Consider the following 15,822-nt stretch of genomic DNA (forward strand, 5'->3'; position numbering starts at 1 on the left):
AGCGATGAGTGATAAACAGAAATGATGATTATCTCATTGGGTTTGTGTAAGCAGGGAATGATTAATTAATTTGCCTTAGGGGATGTTGTGTGAAAGGAAATATAAAAGCGCTGATTTTGGCATTATCTGCATTTACCTGCGCGGCCAACGCGCAGTCTATTAATATTGAAGTGCTAAGTGCGACGATTAAAGATAAAAAGATTGATGATGCAACGGTGATTCTACAGAAGAACGGAGCACAGTCAGTGACAGCTCGCTCTGATGCTACTGGCCGCGTGGGGCTTAACGCGCCGTTCGAGGTGGATCAAGATAGTCTGCTGATCATTAAAAAAGAAGGCTATTCCGATCTGGTGGTTAAATGTCCGTGTGATGGAATGACCTATGCTATTAGTCCAGTAATGAAAAACCTGGATGGCATGCGAATTGTATTAACATGGGGTGAAAGACCTTTCGATTTAGATTCTCATCTCATTTATCCGGATAATCATATTTATTTCCAACACAAGAAAGGACGCGATGCCAATCTTGATGTTGATGATACCGATAGCTTTGGGCCGGAAACCATCACCATTGATAAAAAGCGTTTAGGTGAAAGTTATATTTATGCTGTTCATGATTATACGAACGGTGATAAAAATAATTCACCAGCGCTTTCCGCAAGTAGTGCAAAAGTATTTGTCTATGTTGGAAGTTCACAGGTACGTGCATATTCTGTCCCACTGAACAAGGTAGGAAATGTTTGGACGGTTTTCCGTCTTAACCCTAACGGTGACTTTGAAGACATCAACGCCGTTGGCGAGGCCGATTTCTCAAAAGCGAAGGATGGTAATGCGTTGCCAATGGTGCTTAACCCGACGCAGACCGCCACTTCAGTTACCGGGAATACCGCGCTGGCAAAAAGCCTCAATCGCGACGGTGAAGCCGCCTATGGGCGCGGTGAGCTAGAGCAGGCCACAACGCTGTTCCTGGCCGCGATCGATCAGGACAGTGCGTTTGGTCAGGCATATAGCAACCTGGGTCTGACCTATCAAAAGCGCGGCAATATTGCTGAAGCCATTTGGGCCAACCGTAAAGCGATTGCGCTGGCAAATGGTAGCAACGCGGCAACCACGCGTGCCAGCTCGTACTACAATATTGCAAAAATTTACGAGAATGCGGGTCAGTTCAGCGATGCACTTCAGCATTATGAGCTTGCAAGAAGCCAGAAAAGTAACACGGTTTACGATAAAGCCATTGAGCGGATGAAAGCGAAGAATTAAATCGCAGCATCTTGCTACGTGTGTAACCACAGCGGAGGCCTTTTGGTCTCCGCTTTGTCATGGATCGTCACAAGCAGGCGGCGCAGGGGGAAGGGCAGGGGAGTTCACGGCTAAAATACAGCGTCGTTGTCAGCAAGAAAAAATAGAAATTTGACATAAAATAGAAGATAAAAAAATGCATGTGAATAATCGATAACGGAAAGTAAAAATTATATTGCCGAATTAATTTTAATTAAACCTAAAAGTCACATTGCATTAACAATGAGTGTAATAAGGAAATTAATGCAACGCGGCAATCACGAGAAAAGCGTTAAATTGTTTTAGATCAAAAAACGCCTCTGGATATAATTTCTGAAATAGGCTTAAATTGCGCGAGGTCAATTATCGTCTTTCACGTCGTTTAGTGGAAAAGTTGATTTGAAGCCAAAAACCTAGTCTGGGTCACGTAAAAACCTATTTATTGTAGGGGATTACAGGCGTAATATACGGCTACCTCCCTATGGGGTACGCGATTTGTAATACTTGTGATTTATCTTGAGCTTGCTGTCGGGGTATCGCGATGCGACTGCCCTGGTGAACGGTATTTCTAGCGTTCATTACAGCTTGTGTTAAAGCAATTCTTGTTGTGTTCTTTTTGGGTGTAATGGCCGGATGTTTGGCGGCTTGTCAGCGTTTGCAAGCTAATCCCTTCCTGCGAGGAGCAAGGAGTCAAAATGTTTGATGTAGTCGAACTGTCACGTTTACAGTTTGCCTTAACTGCAATGTACCATTTTCTATTCGTACCATTAACGCTGGGGATGGCGTTTTTGCTGGCGATTATGGAAACGGTATATGTGCTGTCCGGCAAACAAATCTATAAAGATATGACCAAGTTCTGGGGCAAGTTATTTGCAATTAACTTTGCTCTGGGTGTCGCTACCGGATTGACCATGGAGTTTCAATTCGGGACCAACTGGTCATATTTCTCTCACTACGTCGGGGATATTTTCGGCGCGCCGCTAGCGATTGAAGGCCTGATGGCATTCTTCCTGGAATCGACCTTTGTTGGCTTGTTCTTCTTCGGCTGGGACCGTTTAGGAAAAGTGCAGCATATGGCCGTGACCTGGCTGGTCGCACTGGGCTCTAACTTCTCCGCACTGTGGATTCTGGTTGCCAATGGCTGGATGCAGAACCCCATCGCATCGGATTTCAATTTCGAAACCATGCGTATGGAAATGGTGAGCTTCGCCGATCTGGTACTGAACCCGGTTGCTCAGGTGAAATTCGTTCACACGGTAGCGGCAGGTTACTGTACGGGCGCGATGTTCATTCTGGGTGTCAGTTCTTACTATCTGTTGAAAGGCCGCGACATGGCGTTTGCCAAGCGTTCATTCGCTATCGCAGCAAGCTTCGGTATGGCTTCTGTCCTGTCCGTTATTGTACTGGGTGATGAATCCGGTTATGAAATGGGTGACGTACAGAAAACCAAACTGGCGGCAATTGAAGCAGAATGGGAAACGCAACCCGCACCGGCATCCTTTACGCTGATCGGCATCCCCAATCAGGATACGATGGAAAATAACTATGCCATCAAGATCCCTTATGCTTTAGGGCTCATTGCCACGCGTTCTACTGACAAAGAAGTGACGGGTCTGAAAGAACTGCTGGTGATGCATGAAGTGCGTATTCGCAATGGTATGAAGGCTTACCAGTTGCTGGAAGAATTACGCGCGGGCAACACCGACCCGGCAGTAAAAGCAGCGTTTGATCAGGCTAAGCAGGATCTGGGCTATGGTTTGCTGCTGAAACGCTATACGCCGAAAGTCTCTGATGCGACAGAAACGCAGATTCAACAGGCTGTTAAAGATTCTATCCCGCGCGTTGCACCGCTGTATTTCTCTTTCCGTATCATGGTGGGCTGTGGCGTTCTGATGCTGTTAATCATCGGCCTGTCCTTCTGGAGTGTTCTGCGCAACAAAATTGGTCAGAAACGTTGGCTGCTCCGTACGGCGTTGTACGGTATTCCGCTGCCGTGGATTGCTATCGAAGCCGGCTGGTTTGTGGCTGAATACGGCCGTCAGCCTTGGGCTATCGGTGAGATTCTGCCGACAGCCGTTGCGACGTCATCACTGACCGCAGGGGATATTCTGTTCTCCATGGGGCTGATCTGTGGTCTGTATACGCTCTTCCTGATTGCAGAAATGTATCTGATGTTCAAATTCGCACGTCTGGGGCCAAGCAGCCTGAAAACAGGGCGCTACCATTTTGAACAACCTATAGCGGCTGCGCAGGAAGCACGGTAAACAGGAGTCCACTATGTTTGAATATGAAGTCTTACGTTTTATCTGGTGGCTGTTGATCGGTATTTTGCTGATTGGCTTCGCTATCACTGATGGTTTTGACATGGGCGTGGGCATTCTGGTGCGTCTGATGGGACGTGGTGATACCGAGCGTCGCGTCATGATTAACAGCATTGCGCCGCACTGGGACGGTAACCAGGTTTGGCTGATCACCGCCGGTGGTGCGCTGTTTGCTGCCTGGCCGATGGTTTACGCTGCCGCGTTCTCCGGTTTCTACATTGCCATGATTCTGGTGCTGGCCTCGTTGTTCTTCCGTCCTGTCGGCTTCGATTACCGTTCAAAAATCGAAGATCCGCGCTGGCGTGGTATGTGGGACTGGGGCATCTTCATCGGTAGCTTTGTCCCACCGGTAGTGATTGGTGTGGCATTTGGTAACCTGTTGCAGGGCGTGCCGTTCCACGTTGATGAATATCTGCGCCTGTACTACACCGGAAACTTCTTCCAGCTGCTGAACCCGTTTGGCCTGTTGGCTGGTGTGGTTAGCCTGACGATGATCCTGACTCAGGGTGCAACCTACCTGATGATGCGGACCACGGGCGATCTGCACGTGCGTTCCAAATCTGCCGCGCAGATTTCCGCGCTGGTGATGATGGTGACGTTTGCTCTGGCTGGCGTATGGGTCGTTTACGGTATTGATGGTTATGTGGTGACGTCTGCGATTAACACCGCGGCTGAATCTAACCCGCTACGTAAAGAAGTCGTTCAGCAAGCAGGTGCCTGGTTGATCAATTTCAATAACCATCCGGTATTGTGGGCTATCCCTGTTCTGGGCGTAGTGCTGCCAGTGCTGACTACCCTTATGGCGCGCGCAGAGAAAGGGGCTTGGGCATTCCTGTTCTCCTCTCTGACTATCGCTTGTGTGATTCTGACCGCAGGGATTGCTATGTTCCCGTTCATCATGCCGTCAGTGACTGTGCCTAACGTCAGCTTGACGGTATGGGATGCAACATCAAGCCTGCTGACGCTGAAAGTCATGACTGTGGTTGCGATAATTTTCGTTCCTATCGTGCTGTCTTATACCGCATGGTGTTACTACAAGATGTTCGGTCGCATTACCAAAGAGCAGATTGAGCAAAACACTCACTCTATGTACTAAGTAAGGAGCTTAATTTATGTGGTATTTTGCCTGGATACTCGGAACGCTTCTTGCTTGCTCACTGGGGATCATCACGGCCCTGGCTATTGAGCAGAGTGAGGCAAGCAAAGCGGCTGAAGAAGATAAGCAATGAGTGATCTGGTCGATAAACTCTATCGCCTGATGGATAAGAGCCCGTTAAGGGCTCTTTCCCTTATCATGGCGTTGCTGCTGGCTGGCTGTGTATTCTGGGATCCGACGCGCTTTGCGGCGCGGACCAGTGAGCTCGCGGTTTGGCAGGGGCTGCTGTTGATTTGGGCCGTTTGCGCTGGCGTTGTTCATGGTGTTGGTTTTCGTCCACATCGCCTGCTCTGGCGCGCGTTTTTCGCACCACTTCCCGCCTTTGTGATCCTGTGCGCAGGATTGTACTATTTCTTCGGCTAAAATAGCCTCCTATTCCATTTAGTTATGGGTTGCTTGCAGCCCATAATTATTTTCTTTCCGCTGTCACAATCCATTCCAAACCTCATTTCTCTTGCGTATAGTAGCGAGGTTTAATGCATTACTGGGATGTAGAGTGAGTAATTCGTTGTTTCGCTGGCCAGTTCGAGTCTACTTTGAAGACACTGATGCAGGTGGCGTTGTCTACCATGCGCGCTATGTTGCCTTTTATGAAAGGGCAAGAACCGAGGCGTTGCGTGAACGCAACTTTCACCAGCAAGCCTTGCTCAGTGAGCATGTCGCGTTTGCTGTTCGTCGGATGACGGTGGAGTATCTTGCTCCTGCGCGCCTTGACGACATGCTGGAAGTGCAAAGCGAGATTATTTCGCTACGCGGTGCTTCTATGACTTTCGCCCAGCGTATCCTCAATGCTCATGGCACCCTGTTAAGCCATGCTGAAGTTTTGATCGCATGCATCGATCCACATCAAATGAAGCCGATTGCGCTTCCTAAGTCTATTGTCGCGGAGTTCAAGCAGTGACTGACATGAACGTTTTTGATTTGTTCCTGAAGGCAAGCCTTCTGGTCAAACTAATCATGCTGATTTTAATCTGTTTTTCTATCGCTTCCTGGGCGATCATTATTCAACGTACCCGAATTCTGAACTCGGCGACGCGTGAGGCCGAGGCATTCGAGGACAAATTTTGGTCGGGCATCGAACTGTCCCGCCTCTATCAGGAAAGTCAAACTCGTCGCGATAGCCTGACGGGCACTGAACAAATCTTCCATTCAGGTTTCAAAGAATTTGCACGCTTGCATCGTGCCAACAGCCATGCGCCGGAAGCCGTAGTGGAAGGGGCGTCCCGTGCAATGCGTATTTCAATGAATCGTGAGTTGGAAACGCTGGAAACGCACATTCCCTTTTTGGGAACCGTGGGTTCTATCAGCCCGTATATCGGTCTGTTCGGTACCGTTTGGGGAATTATGCATGCCTTCATCGCGCTGGGCGCAGTGAAGCAGGCAACCTTGCAAATGGTTGCCCCTGGTATTGCCGAAGCCTTGATTGCAACGGCAATCGGCCTGTTTGCGGCGATCCCTGCGGTCATGGCGTATAACCGTCTTAGCCTGCGGGTGGGTAAACTGGAGCAGAACTACGACAACTTTACGGAAGAGTTCATCGCGATCCTGCACCGTCAGGCGTTCTCCAGCGACAACAGCAAGTAATCAGGGGGGATCATGGCACGAGTACGCAGAGGCCGTCGTGAGCTGAAATCCGAGATCAACATTGTCCCGTTACTGGACGTGCTGTTGGTGCTGTTGCTGATTTTTATGGCGACAGCCCCGATTATTACGCAGAGCGTTGAGGTGGATCTGCCGGATGCGACCGACTCAAAAACGGTCTCCAGCAATGACAATCCGCCCGTGATCGTAGAGGTTTCAGGCATAGGGCAATATAGCCTGGTTGTTGAACAAAACCGTATGGAACAGCTTCCGGCAGAGCAGGTGGTTGCTGAAGCGCAATCACGGCTGTCAACCAATCCCAAGACGGTCTTTTTGATTGGTGGCGCGAAGGATGTTCCTTATGATGAGATCATTAAAGCGTTGAATTTGTTGCATCAGGCTGGCGTAAAATCCGTTGGTTTGATGACACAACCGATTTAAATGAGCGCATCACGGTAATGATCGTTAAGCCTATTTCTGGCAACACTGTTTTTGGGAATCGCTTGTGCTAAAGGCAAACGAACAAAACGATAAGCTGAAACGCGCCGTTATTATCTCGGCTGTTTTGCACATCATACTGATTGCTTTGCTGCTTTGGAGTTCGTCGACGCAAACGATGGATGCCAGCGGGGGCGGCGGAGGCTCGTCAATTGATGCCGTCATGGTCGATCCGAGCGCAGTGGTGGAGCAGTATAACCGGCAACAGCAGCAGCAGACGGATGCAAAACGTTCTGAACAGCAGCGTCAAAAGCAAGCTGAACGGCAGGCCGAAGAGCTTCAACAGAAGCAAGCGGCTGAACAGCAGCGGCTGAAAGAACTGGAAAAAGAGCGTCTGCAAGCGCAGGAAGATGCGAAAAAGCAGGCTCAGGAGCAGGCTGAACAGCGTAAGCAGTCTGAAGCGGCCGCTCAGCAGGCAAAAGAACAGCAGAAGCAAGCCGAAGCTGCAGCGGCAAAAGCGAAGGCCGAAGCTGAACAACAGGCGAAAGCGGCGGCAGACGCTAAGAAGAAAGCGGAAGACGAAGCGAAGAAACAAGCTGCTGCGGCCGCTGCTGCCAAAAAGCAGGCGGAAGAAGAGGCTAAAGAAAAAGCGGCTGAAGCCGCCAAGCAGAAGGCTGCAGAAACCGCTAAAGCAGAAGCAGCAAAAGCAGCCGCAGAGGCTGAACAAGCTAAACAAAAAGCAGCAGCCGAGGCCGCTAAGCAAAAAGCCGATGCTGAAGCAGCGAAGAAAGCAGAAGCTGCAGCTGCGGCTAAGAAAGCTGCTGATGAGAAAAAGAAAGCGGCAGCAGAGGCCGCTAAGCAGGAAAGCGCCGTTGATGATTTGCTGGGCGGGCTGGCTTCATCGAAAAATGCGCCGAAGTCTGGCGGTGGTGCACCTGCGGGCACCGGTAACAATAAGAAGAGCGGTGCATCAGGTGCAGCGCTTGATAGCTATGGTAGTCAGGTGCGTTCAGCCATTCAGAGCAAGTTTTATGACTGGCAGCTCTACAAAGGTCGCACCTGTACGTTACGGATTAAGCTGGCGCCAGATGGTCTGCTGATTGACGTCACTGCTGAAGGCGGCGATCCGGCGTTATGTCAGGCGGCTATTGCGGCTGCCAAACAGGCCAGAATACCGAAGCCACCAAGTCCAGAGGTTTATGAGGCTTTCAAAAATGCGCCGATAGACTTTAAACCGCAGTAACCGGGCTGTTTACCCAATAGATTTAAGATTATTACGATGGTAAATAAACCAGGTTATGTTGTTTTGTTGACATTGGTTTGTTTTTGTTAAAATTCTGCTAATTTATCGTAGACTTCGCGTCTGGATAAGGGAGATGAGATGAAGCAAGTACTGAAAGTTGCATTAAGCTTTTTAATGCTGTGGACTGCGGTTGTTCACGCGGAAGTACGTATAGAGATTACCCAAGGGGTAGACTCTGCGCGTCCTATCGGTGTGGTTCCGTTCAAATGGGTGGGCCCGGGCGCTGCGCCTGAAGACGTCGGCGGCATCGTCGGTGCTGACTTACGTAACAGTGGCAAATTCAACCCGATCGACGCAAACCGTATGCCTCAGCAACCTGCAACAGCATCCGAAGTGACGCCTGCTGCATGGACGGCGTTGGGCATCGATGCGGTTGTTGTTGGTCAGGTTCAGCCGAGTGCTGATGGCAGCTACCTGGTTTCTTACCAACTCGTTGATACCTCCGGTAACCCTGGTAACGTATTGGCGCAGAACCAGTTCAAAGTGACCAAACAGTGGTTGCGTTATGCTGCGCACACGGCCAGTGATGAAGTGTTTGAAAAACTGAGTGGTATCAAAGGTGCGTTCCGTACCCGTATCGCTTACGTTGTTCAGACCAACGGTGGTCAGTTCCCTTATGAACTGCGCGTTGCAGACTACGATGGCTACAACCAGTTTGTGGTTCACCGCTCACCACAGCCGCTGATGTCCCCGGCCTGGTCCGCAGATGGCAGCAAACTTGCCTATGTAACGTTTGAAAGTGGTCGTTCTGCGTTGGTTATTCAGACGCTGGCAAATGGTGCAATCCGTCAGGTTGCTTCCTTCCCGCGTCACAACGGTGCGCCTTCTTTCTCTCCTGATGGCAGCAAGTTGGCCTTCGCACTGTCTAAGAGCGGTAGCCTGAATCTGTATGTGATGAATCTGGGATCGGGGCAAATCAGCCAGGTGACCGATGGTCGCAGCAATAACACGGAACCAACCTGGTTCCCAGACAGCCAGACCTTGGCCTATACTTCAGACCAGGCTGGTCGTCCGCAGGTTTATAAAGTGAATGCTAACGGCGGTGCGCCACAGCGTCTGACCTGGGAAGGTTCTCAGAATCAGGACGCCGATGTGAGCGCCGACGGGAAATTTTTGGTAACGGTGAGCTCGAATGGTGGGGCTCAGCATATTTCCAAACTGGATCTGGTAACGGGTGCCGTACAAGTATTGACGGACACGTTCCTGGACGAAACGCCAAGTATCGCACCGAATGGCACGATGGTGATCTACAGTTCCAAACAAGGGCTGGGTTCAGTGCTACAGTTGGTTTCGACAGATGGGCGTTTCAAAGCGCGTCTTCCGGCTACTGATGGACAGGTTAAATTCCCTGCCTGGTCGCCGTATCTATAAGTACAGATATGTACAATAAACTCGTCAAAGGACATAAGAAATGCAATTCAATAAAGTGCTGAAAGGCCTGATGTTGGCTCTGCCGGTACTGGCAGTGGCCGCTTGTAGCTCCAACAAGAACGCGGACAATGACCAATCTTCCATGGGTGCTGGTAACAACGGCATGATGGACGGCGGTAACATGTCTTCTTCTGAGCAAGCTCGTTTGCAGATGCAAGAATTACAGCGCAACAACATCGTTTACTTCGGTCTGGACAAGTACGATGTGAGCTCTGAATTCGCTCAGATGCTGGACGCACACGCTGCATTCCTGCGTAGCAACCCGTCTTACAAAGTGACTATCGAAGGTCACGCGGACGAACGCGGTACGCCAGAATACAACATCGCTCTGGGTGAGCGTCGTGCCAACGCGGTACAAATGTACCTGCAAGGTAAAGGCGTTTCTTCCGATCAGATCTCTATCGTTTCTTACGGTAAAGAGAAACCAGCTGTTCTCGGCCATGACGAAGCGGCTTATGCCAAAAACCGTCGTGCCGTTCTGGTATATTAAGAGAATCGCATGAGCAGTAACTTCAGACGTCACCTGTTGGGTCTGTCGTTACTGGTTGGCGTAGCGGTCCCTTGGGCCGCTACTGCCCAAGCGCCAATCAGTAATGTCGGCTCAGGCTCGGTCGAAGACCGCGTCACTCAATTGGAGCGTATTTCTAACGCTCACAGTCAGCTTTTAACCCAACTTCAACAGCAGCTCTCTGATAATCAGCGTGACATTGACAGCCTCCGTGGGCAGATTCAGGAAAGTCAGTATCAGTTGAATCAGGTTGTTGAACGGCAGAAACAGATCTATCAGCAGATTGATGGATTAAGTTCGCAATCACCTTCTACACCGACGACAGATGGCACGCCTGCCGCTGCGGCGGGGACTGATACCGGTGCAGCCAATACGGCGGCACCGGCCAGTACGGGTGATGCAAATACTGATTACAATGCTGCAGTCGCGCTCGTACTGGAGAAAAAACAGTACGATCAGGCTATCAGCGCATTTCAGGCATTCGTCAAGAAGTACCCCGATTCAACGTATCAACCTAATGCTAACTATTGGCTTGGTCAGTTGAATTACAACAAGGGGAAAAAGGACGATGCGGCGTACTATTTCGCCAACGTTGTTAAAAATTATCCCAAGTCACCAAAAAGTTCTGAAGCCTTGCTGAAGGTTGGGGTGATCATGCAGGAAAAGGGTCAGGCTGATAAAGCTAAGGCCGTTTACCAGCAGGTTGTAAAAATGTACCCCAATACGGAAAGTGCAAAGCAGGCGCAAAAGCGTTTAGCCGGATCGTAATACCGTATTAATTGGCACAAAAATTGCGCATCATGAGCGGTTTTTGTGCCTAAACGTCTTAAGAGTAAGCAATCAAACAGTTTTTTAAGAAAATAGGTTGCGCTGAAAATTTAAATCAGTAATATGTGCCGCCGTTGCCAAGGCAAATAGCAAAACGCTAAAGCAGCATGAAATTGGGTCGTTAGCTCAGTCGGTAGAGCAGTTGACTTTTAATCAATTGGTCGCAGGTTCGAATCCTGCACGACCCACCAATTTCAAAAGCATTATCAGTAAGCGTAGCACCAGTAAGTATCAAGTAGTTCCGCATTGCGGGTCGTTAGCTCAGTCGGTAGAGCAGTTGACTTTTAATCAATTGGTCGCAGGTTCGAATCCTGCACGACCCACCATCTTCTAGCAATACAATTCCAAACTAAACAACCTTCGCTTTTCTAATTACCTGCATAATAAACACAGTGACTTTCAATTAATTGGTCGCACGTTCTAGCCGAGCGAAGCGAGACAGCACGCGTTAACGTTGACCATGAAGGCCGAGCTATCCTGCACGGCTCGCCATTTATAGCTGTAGCATTCCTTCCTCGCAGAAACCCACGTTGAGACAACGATCGTGTACACCGTATCGATGAGATAAAACCCATCATCATTCCTACTCGGTAAGGCTTTGCGGTATATTAGATTTTTACCCCTCTCTATGGACTATATAACCCGTCAGGAACTGTTTTTTAATCCTATCGAGCAGGGATGGAGTCATTGCCACAGGGAAGCGCGTGTAGCCCTGTTTAGGAAGATATATGATTGGTCCGTTGATTAATGGTGCCGCTATCTTGATTGGTAGCGGGCTGGGCATTGCTTTACGTCGTTTTATCCCTCAGCGTTTGCAAGATGGCCTGCCGCCAGCGTTTGCGATGGTGTCGATTGCAATGGGGATCACGCTGGTTGTTAAAGTCCAGCAGTTGCCTGCGGTGGCGTTGGCTATCGTGATTGGTGTGGCGTTAGGCGAGCTGCTCCGCATGGAGTCTGGTGTGCAGTGGGCTGGCACGATGATTCAGAAGGCATTAAACCGCGTACTGCCTGCACAGGAGCACCGTTTGCCGCAGGATGTCTACACTCAGAACTTTACCGCGTTAATCGTTCTGTTTTGTGCCAGTGGGACCGGTGTGGTGGGGGCGTTGACGGAAGGGCTAACTGGCGATTATCAACTGCTGATCATCAAATCTGCTTTGGATATTTTCACCGCGCTGATTTTCTCCATTACGCTTGGCCTTGCCGTGATGTCGATTGCGATACCACAGATTATTGTCCAGACGCTGTTGTTCTTCTCCGCGAAATTGATTATGCCTTTTATGACAGACATCACGATGGGTGATTTTTCTGCCTGTGGCGGCATTATCATGATTGCAGTAGGGCTGAGGATCGCGCAGATCAAATCATTTGCGGTGGTTAACTTCCTGCCTGCACTGGTTCTGGTTATTCCTATCTCTCTATACTGGCATCGCTTCTTCGCCTAAAGCGCAGCATCTGATTAGCGGCTGACGATCGAAGGCATGTCGCCGCTAAAGATTTGTGTTACTTCCTGATCGGTAAGCGGCACGCTTTTGCTACAGACATAAATATGCTTTCCTTGCGGGCTGATGCTCTTGGCTAGCTCGATGTAGCTGGCAAACTCGACCTGGCTGTGCCCGCCTTCATTCATCTCCATGGCATGGATGATGACCTTGTGCGAGGCGAACAGATCGATTAATCGTTTGGACGCCACTTTACGCGTGAGTCGAGCCAATAGCTTCATCGCCGGAATCATCTGTCCGAGTAGTAAGCGGGTGGTGGTAAAAGGCGTTTCTGATTGCTCTGTTACCTCTTGTTTTGTGTCCACGTTTCTGACGGTCAGGGTATTGCGATAGATTCTGATATAGAGGCTGGCCATGCCATTTCTCTCCTTGTCTCTTTTCTACTTTCTACAAGTCATGCCACTTACGCATTCCATCTCACGATTTTAAGCATAGTAAACAAAATTGCGGGTTTTATGGAAAAAACACCGCGACTTTAGGGAGGGTTTTCGGTATTTTGTTTAGGATAAAAAACGTCAGTGCTGATGATTAATGAGTATCTGGTGTTACAACCCGAGTTGTCATCGTGGAAATTTATAATGAGTATCCTTTTTGATAGCAATGAGACCATTTATCCCTTTCCGCCAAAACCCAGGCCTTTATCGGCTGATGCAAAACAGCACTATCGTAGCAGGATAAAAACGCTGCTGCGGGAAAGAAATGCTGTCATGGTCGCGCACTATTATACCGATCCTGAAATTCAGGCGCTGGCGGAAGAAACGGGCGGCTGTGTAGCGGACTCGCTGGAGATGGCACGCTTCGGCAGCACCCACTCTGCATCAACGCTGCTGGTGGCAGGTGTCCGCTTTATGGGAGAGACCGCCAAAATACTCAACCCGGAAAAGACGATTCTGATGCCTACGCTGGAAGCAGAATGCTCGCTCGATCTCGGTTGTCCCGTCGATGAGTTCAGCCGTTTTTGCGATGCGCACCCAGACCGAACGGTGGTGGTGTATGCCAATACCTCCGCGGCAGTGAAAGCACGTGCTGATTGGGTGGTGACATCCAGCATCGCGGTGGAATTGATCGAGCATCTGGATAGCCTGGGAGAAAAGATTATCTGGGCTCCGGACCGCCATCTGGGAAGCTATGTACAAAAGCAGACAGGAGCGGATGTACTGTGCTGGCAAGGCGCGTGCATTGTGCATGACGAATTTAAAACGCAGGCGCTGCAGCGCATGAAGATCCTGTACCCCGACGCGGCAATTCTAGTCCATCCGGAATCGCCACAGAGCGTGGTAGAGATGGCTGACGCCGTTGGGTCAACCAGCCAGCTGATTCAGGCGGCGAAAACGCTGCCACAGCGCGAACTGATTGTAGCGACCGATCGCGGCATTTTCTACAAGATGCAGCAGGCCTGCCCGGAGAAAACGTTGTTGGAAGCGCCGACAGCGGGAGAAGGGGCCACCTGCCGCAGCTGCGCCCACTGTCCGTGGATGGCGATGAATGGGCTGGAGGCAATTGCTAACGGTCTGGAGCAAGGCGGTGACGCTCATGAGATTCATGTTGATGCAGCCCTGCGAGAAGGCGCGTTAATCCCGCTGAATCGCATGCTGGATTTTGCGGCTTCGCTAAAATTGCGTGTTAAAGGGAATGCCTGACGGAGATCTTGGGCATCTTGATAGCGTTTTTTTACAATAATTGAGACAGGGTGATGAGATGGATTTTTTTAGTACCAGCAATATTTTAATTCATATCCCTTTGGGGGAAGGGGGATACGATCTTTCCTGGATTGAGGCGATTGGCACGCTGTTTGGCCTGCTGTGTATCTGGTTCGCGAGTCAGGAAAAAACTATCAACTATCTGTTTGGATTGATTAACGTCACGTTGTTTGCCGTGATCTTTTTCCAGATTCAGCTTTACGCCAGTCTGTTGCTGCAAATCTTCTTCTTTGCCGCCAATATTTACGGCTGGTATGCCTGGACGCGTAAGACGGATTCGCAGGAAGTGGAGTTACGTATCCGCTGGCTGCCAGTACAGAAACTGATTGGCTGGTCGGTGGCGTGTATTGTCGCGATTGGTTTGATGACGTTCTACATTGACGCGGTGTTTGCTGTGCTGACGCGTATTGCTGTTTCCGGCATGCAGGGGCTGGGGCTGTCTGTGCAGATGCCGACTCTCCAGCCAGATGCGTTCCCATTCTGGGATTCCACCATGATGGTGCTGTCGATCGTGGCGATGATTCTGATGACGCGTAAATACGTCGAGAACTGGTTGCTGTGGGTGGTGATTGATGTGATAAGCGTGGTGATTTTTGCTTATCAGGGCGTGTATGCAATGGCGGTAGAGTACGCCATCCTGACGCTGATTGCCCTGAACGGCTCTTGGCTGTGGATTAAGAGCGCACAGGAGAACCGCGTCAGCGCGGTTTCACACGGCGTGTAGTCCAAACTTAATGCTTGTGGTGGTGACCTTCTGCATCATGACTTTCATGATAATGACTTTCCTGATAGTGGAAAGCGCAGTGGTCATCATCACAGCGTTGATATTCCATCTGAACCGTCGCGTGTTCAATCTGGTAATGCTTCAGTAAATATTCCTGAATTCGTCTTAACAGCGCATCGTGATCGTGAGGGGGAACCACTTGTGCATGCAGCGTCATCATCGGTTTTTCGCCAACCTGCCATAAATGGACATGATGAATGTTTCTGACTTCGGGAATATTCAGCGTCAGATCTTTCTGTAGAACCTCAACGCTAAGTTGTCCAGGCGTACCTTCCAGCAACTCATGAATACTCTCTTTCAATAACGCCCACGCACTACGCAGCACCAGACACGAGACCAAAATAGAGAGAATCGGGTCGATAGGTGTCCAGTTGGTATAAAGAATGATAATGGCTGCGGCAATCGCACCAACGGATCCAAGTAGATCGCCCAGCACATGCAGGGCTGCTGCGCGGACGTTAATATTTTTCTCTTCACTGCCGTGATGTAGCAGCCAAAATGCCACGATATTTGCCACCAAACCAGCAACGGCGACAAGCAGCATAGGCACACCGGCAACGGGCTGGGGATCATAGAAGCGCTGAATGGCTTCCCAGAAGATGAAGGCAGTAATCAGTATCAGCGTCAGCGCGTTCACAAAGGCGGCGAGGGTCGTGAGTCGCAAATAGCCAAAGGTATGGCGCGCATTGGGCTTACGCTGTGCGAAACGTACGGCGACAAGCGCGACGAACAGCGCGGCGGCGTCCGTCAACATATGGCCTGCATCTGCCAGCAGCGCGAGGGAGCCGGACAGCAGACCACCAATGACTTCTGCCACCATAAACGTGGCGGTAATGATAAACGCGGCCAGCAGACGTTTACTGTTGCCGGATTCCGTGTGGCTGTGATTATGTGCCATAGATCACCCTGAGTTGCGGTTTTATCCCACTTTACTGAAACCCACAGAGAAAACCTATTCTGTCATTCACCCGATCTGTCAGTTGAGCTATTTTC

Annotated in this window: 17 protein-coding genes and 2 tRNA genes; 17 read left to right on the forward strand and 2 right to left on the reverse strand. The window is 50.0% G+C overall.

Annotated elements, in window-relative coordinates:
* The first annotated feature begins 89 nt into the window (after positions 1 to 89).
* From ACIPUG_RS16935 to ACIPUG_RS17005, 15 genes are all read left to right on the forward strand, one after another.
* A complete protein-coding gene (locus ACIPUG_RS16935; protein WP_039516562.1) occupies positions 90 to 1,259 on the forward strand; it encodes a YfaP family protein in 1,170 nt (389 codons plus the stop codon).
* A 713-nt stretch (positions 1,260 to 1,972) separates the two neighbouring features.
* Positions 1,973 to 3,541 (forward strand): cytochrome ubiquinol oxidase subunit I, encoded by a 1,569-nt coding sequence (cydA, locus tag ACIPUG_RS16940; protein WP_014914676.1) that lies wholly within the window; start codon positions 1,973 to 1,975, stop codon positions 3,539 to 3,541.
* Positions 3,542 to 3,554: 13 nt separating this feature from the next.
* On the forward strand, positions 3,555 to 4,694 hold the full coding sequence (cydB, locus tag ACIPUG_RS16945; RefSeq protein ID WP_014914677.1) for a cytochrome d ubiquinol oxidase subunit II: 1,140 nt from the start codon (positions 3,555 to 3,557) through the stop codon (positions 4,692 to 4,694).
* A gap of 16 nt (positions 4,695 to 4,710) precedes the next feature.
* Complete coding sequence (cydX, locus tag ACIPUG_RS16950) at positions 4,711 to 4,827, forward strand: cytochrome bd-I oxidase subunit CydX (RefSeq protein ID WP_011092952.1); 117 nt, start codon at positions 4,711 to 4,713, stop codon at positions 4,825 to 4,827.
* Positions 4,824 to 5,117 carry a cyd operon protein YbgE gene (gene ybgE, locus ACIPUG_RS16955; RefSeq protein ID WP_010285015.1) on the forward strand — a complete coding sequence of 98 codons (294 nt, stop codon included), beginning with the start codon at positions 4,824 to 4,826 and terminating at the stop codon, positions 5,115 to 5,117. The genes cydX and ybgE overlap by 4 nt, the downstream gene beginning before the upstream one ends.
* A 133-nt stretch (positions 5,118 to 5,250) precedes the next feature.
* Complete coding sequence (ybgC, locus tag ACIPUG_RS16960; RefSeq protein ID WP_010285019.1) at positions 5,251 to 5,655, forward strand: tol-pal system-associated acyl-CoA thioesterase; 405 nt, start codon at positions 5,251 to 5,253, stop codon at positions 5,653 to 5,655.
* Positions 5,652 to 6,338: a Tol-Pal system protein TolQ gene (gene tolQ, locus ACIPUG_RS16965; RefSeq protein WP_039275589.1), complete on the forward strand. Its 687-nt coding sequence runs from the start codon at positions 5,652 to 5,654 to the stop codon at positions 6,336 to 6,338. The genes ybgC and tolQ overlap by 4 nt, the downstream gene beginning before the upstream one ends.
* A 12-nt stretch (positions 6,339 to 6,350) precedes the next feature.
* A complete protein-coding gene (gene tolR, locus ACIPUG_RS16970) occupies positions 6,351 to 6,776 on the forward strand; it encodes a colicin uptake protein TolR (protein ID WP_010285025.1) in 426 nt (141 codons plus the stop codon).
* 64 nt (positions 6,777 to 6,840) lie between these two features.
* A complete protein-coding gene (gene tolA / locus ACIPUG_RS16975) occupies positions 6,841 to 8,016 on the forward strand; it encodes a cell envelope integrity protein TolA (protein WP_227527883.1) in 1,176 nt (391 codons plus the stop codon).
* A gap of 138 nt (positions 8,017 to 8,154) precedes the next feature.
* The gene (gene tolB / locus ACIPUG_RS16980) at positions 8,155 to 9,447 is read left to right on the forward strand and encodes a Tol-Pal system protein TolB (protein WP_400339370.1); all 1,293 of its coding nucleotides are present in this window, start codon (positions 8,155 to 8,157) and stop codon (positions 9,445 to 9,447) included.
* A gap of 40 nt (positions 9,448 to 9,487) precedes the next feature.
* Positions 9,488 to 9,997: a peptidoglycan-associated lipoprotein Pal gene (pal, locus tag ACIPUG_RS16985; RefSeq protein WP_010299226.1), complete on the forward strand. Its 510-nt coding sequence runs from the start codon at positions 9,488 to 9,490 to the stop codon at positions 9,995 to 9,997.
* 9 nt (positions 9,998 to 10,006) lie between these two features.
* Positions 10,007 to 10,783 (forward strand): cell division protein CpoB, encoded by a 777-nt coding sequence (gene cpoB, locus ACIPUG_RS16990; RefSeq protein ID WP_010285310.1) that lies wholly within the window; start codon positions 10,007 to 10,009, stop codon positions 10,781 to 10,783.
* Positions 10,784 to 10,958: 175 nt separating this feature from the next.
* Positions 10,959 to 11,034: transfer RNA gene (locus ACIPUG_RS16995), tRNA-Lys, on the forward strand.
* Positions 11,035 to 11,093: 59 nt separating this feature from the next.
* Positions 11,094 to 11,169, forward strand: a tRNA-Lys gene (locus ACIPUG_RS17000).
* A gap of 402 nt (positions 11,170 to 11,571) precedes the next feature.
* A complete protein-coding gene (locus ACIPUG_RS17005; RefSeq protein ID WP_039498846.1) occupies positions 11,572 to 12,288 on the forward strand; it encodes a DUF554 domain-containing protein in 717 nt (238 codons plus the stop codon).
* A gap of 14 nt (positions 12,289 to 12,302) precedes the next feature.
* On the opposite strand, the gene ACIPUG_RS17010 is transcribed toward ACIPUG_RS17005, so the two are convergent.
* The gene (locus tag ACIPUG_RS17010) at positions 12,303 to 12,701 is read right to left on the reverse strand and encodes a YjaA family stress response protein (RefSeq protein WP_039552601.1); all 399 of its coding nucleotides are present in this window, start codon (positions 12,699 to 12,701) and stop codon (positions 12,303 to 12,305) included.
* Between the two features lie 222 nt (positions 12,702 to 12,923).
* On the opposite strand from ACIPUG_RS17010, the gene nadA reads away from it, so the two are divergent.
* Both nadA and pnuC read left to right on the forward strand, forming a co-directional pair.
* Positions 12,924 to 13,985, forward strand: a complete 1,062-nt coding sequence (gene nadA / locus ACIPUG_RS17015; protein WP_014914683.1) for a quinolinate synthase NadA — start codon at positions 12,924 to 12,926, stop codon at positions 13,983 to 13,985.
* 58 nt (positions 13,986 to 14,043) lie between these two features.
* The gene (gene pnuC, locus ACIPUG_RS17020) at positions 14,044 to 14,769 is read left to right on the forward strand and encodes a nicotinamide riboside transporter PnuC (RefSeq protein WP_039498848.1); all 726 of its coding nucleotides are present in this window, start codon (positions 14,044 to 14,046) and stop codon (positions 14,767 to 14,769) included.
* Between the two features lie 7 nt (positions 14,770 to 14,776).
* Here pnuC and zitB read toward each other — a convergent pair whose 3' ends face one another.
* A complete protein-coding gene (gene zitB / locus ACIPUG_RS17025; RefSeq protein WP_014914685.1) occupies positions 14,777 to 15,727 on the reverse strand; it encodes a CDF family zinc transporter ZitB in 951 nt (316 codons plus the stop codon).
* Between the last annotated feature and the right edge of the window lie 95 nt (positions 15,728 to 15,822).

The organism is Pectobacterium sp. CHL-2024 (assembly GCF_044751765.1).
Taxonomy (GTDB): Bacteria; Pseudomonadota; Gammaproteobacteria; order Enterobacterales; family Enterobacteriaceae; genus Pectobacterium; species Pectobacterium brasiliense.

What these genes read in the sequence shown, in the direction of transcription:
- cydA (WP_014914676.1), top strand. Translation starts at nt 1,973, where the DNA reads ATGTTTGATGTAGTCGAACTGTCACGTTTACAGTTTGCCTTAACTGCA.
- cydB (WP_014914677.1), top strand. Translation starts at nt 3,555, where the DNA reads ATGTTTGAATATGAAGTCTTACGTTTTATCTGGTGGCTGTTGATCGGT.
- cydX (WP_011092952.1), top strand. Translation starts at nt 4,711, where the DNA reads ATGTGGTATTTTGCCTGGATACTCGGAACGCTTCTTGCTTGCTCACTG.
- ybgE (WP_010285015.1), top strand. Translation starts at nt 4,824, where the DNA reads ATGAGTGATCTGGTCGATAAACTCTATCGCCTGATGGATAAGAGCCCG.
- tolR (WP_010285025.1), top strand. Translation starts at nt 6,351, where the DNA reads ATGGCACGAGTACGCAGAGGCCGTCGTGAGCTGAAATCCGAGATCAAC.
- tolB (WP_400339370.1), top strand. Translation starts at nt 8,155, where the DNA reads ATGAAGCAAGTACTGAAAGTTGCATTAAGCTTTTTAATGCTGTGGACT.
- pal (WP_010299226.1), top strand. Translation starts at nt 9,488, where the DNA reads ATGCAATTCAATAAAGTGCTGAAAGGCCTGATGTTGGCTCTGCCGGTA.
- cpoB (WP_010285310.1), top strand. Translation starts at nt 10,007, where the DNA reads ATGAGCAGTAACTTCAGACGTCACCTGTTGGGTCTGTCGTTACTGGTT.
- ACIPUG_RS17005 (WP_039498846.1), top strand. Translation starts at nt 11,572, where the DNA reads ATGATTGGTCCGTTGATTAATGGTGCCGCTATCTTGATTGGTAGCGGG.
- ACIPUG_RS17010 (WP_039552601.1), bottom strand. Translation starts at nt 12,701, where the DNA reads ATGGCCAGCCTCTATATCAGAATCTATCGCAATACCCTGACCGTCAGA.
- nadA (WP_014914683.1), top strand. Translation starts at nt 12,924, where the DNA reads ATGAGTATCCTTTTTGATAGCAATGAGACCATTTATCCCTTTCCGCCA.
- pnuC (WP_039498848.1), top strand. Translation starts at nt 14,044, where the DNA reads ATGGATTTTTTTAGTACCAGCAATATTTTAATTCATATCCCTTTGGGG.
- zitB (WP_014914685.1), bottom strand. Translation starts at nt 15,727, where the DNA reads ATGGCACATAATCACAGCCACACGGAATCCGGCAACAGTAAACGTCTG.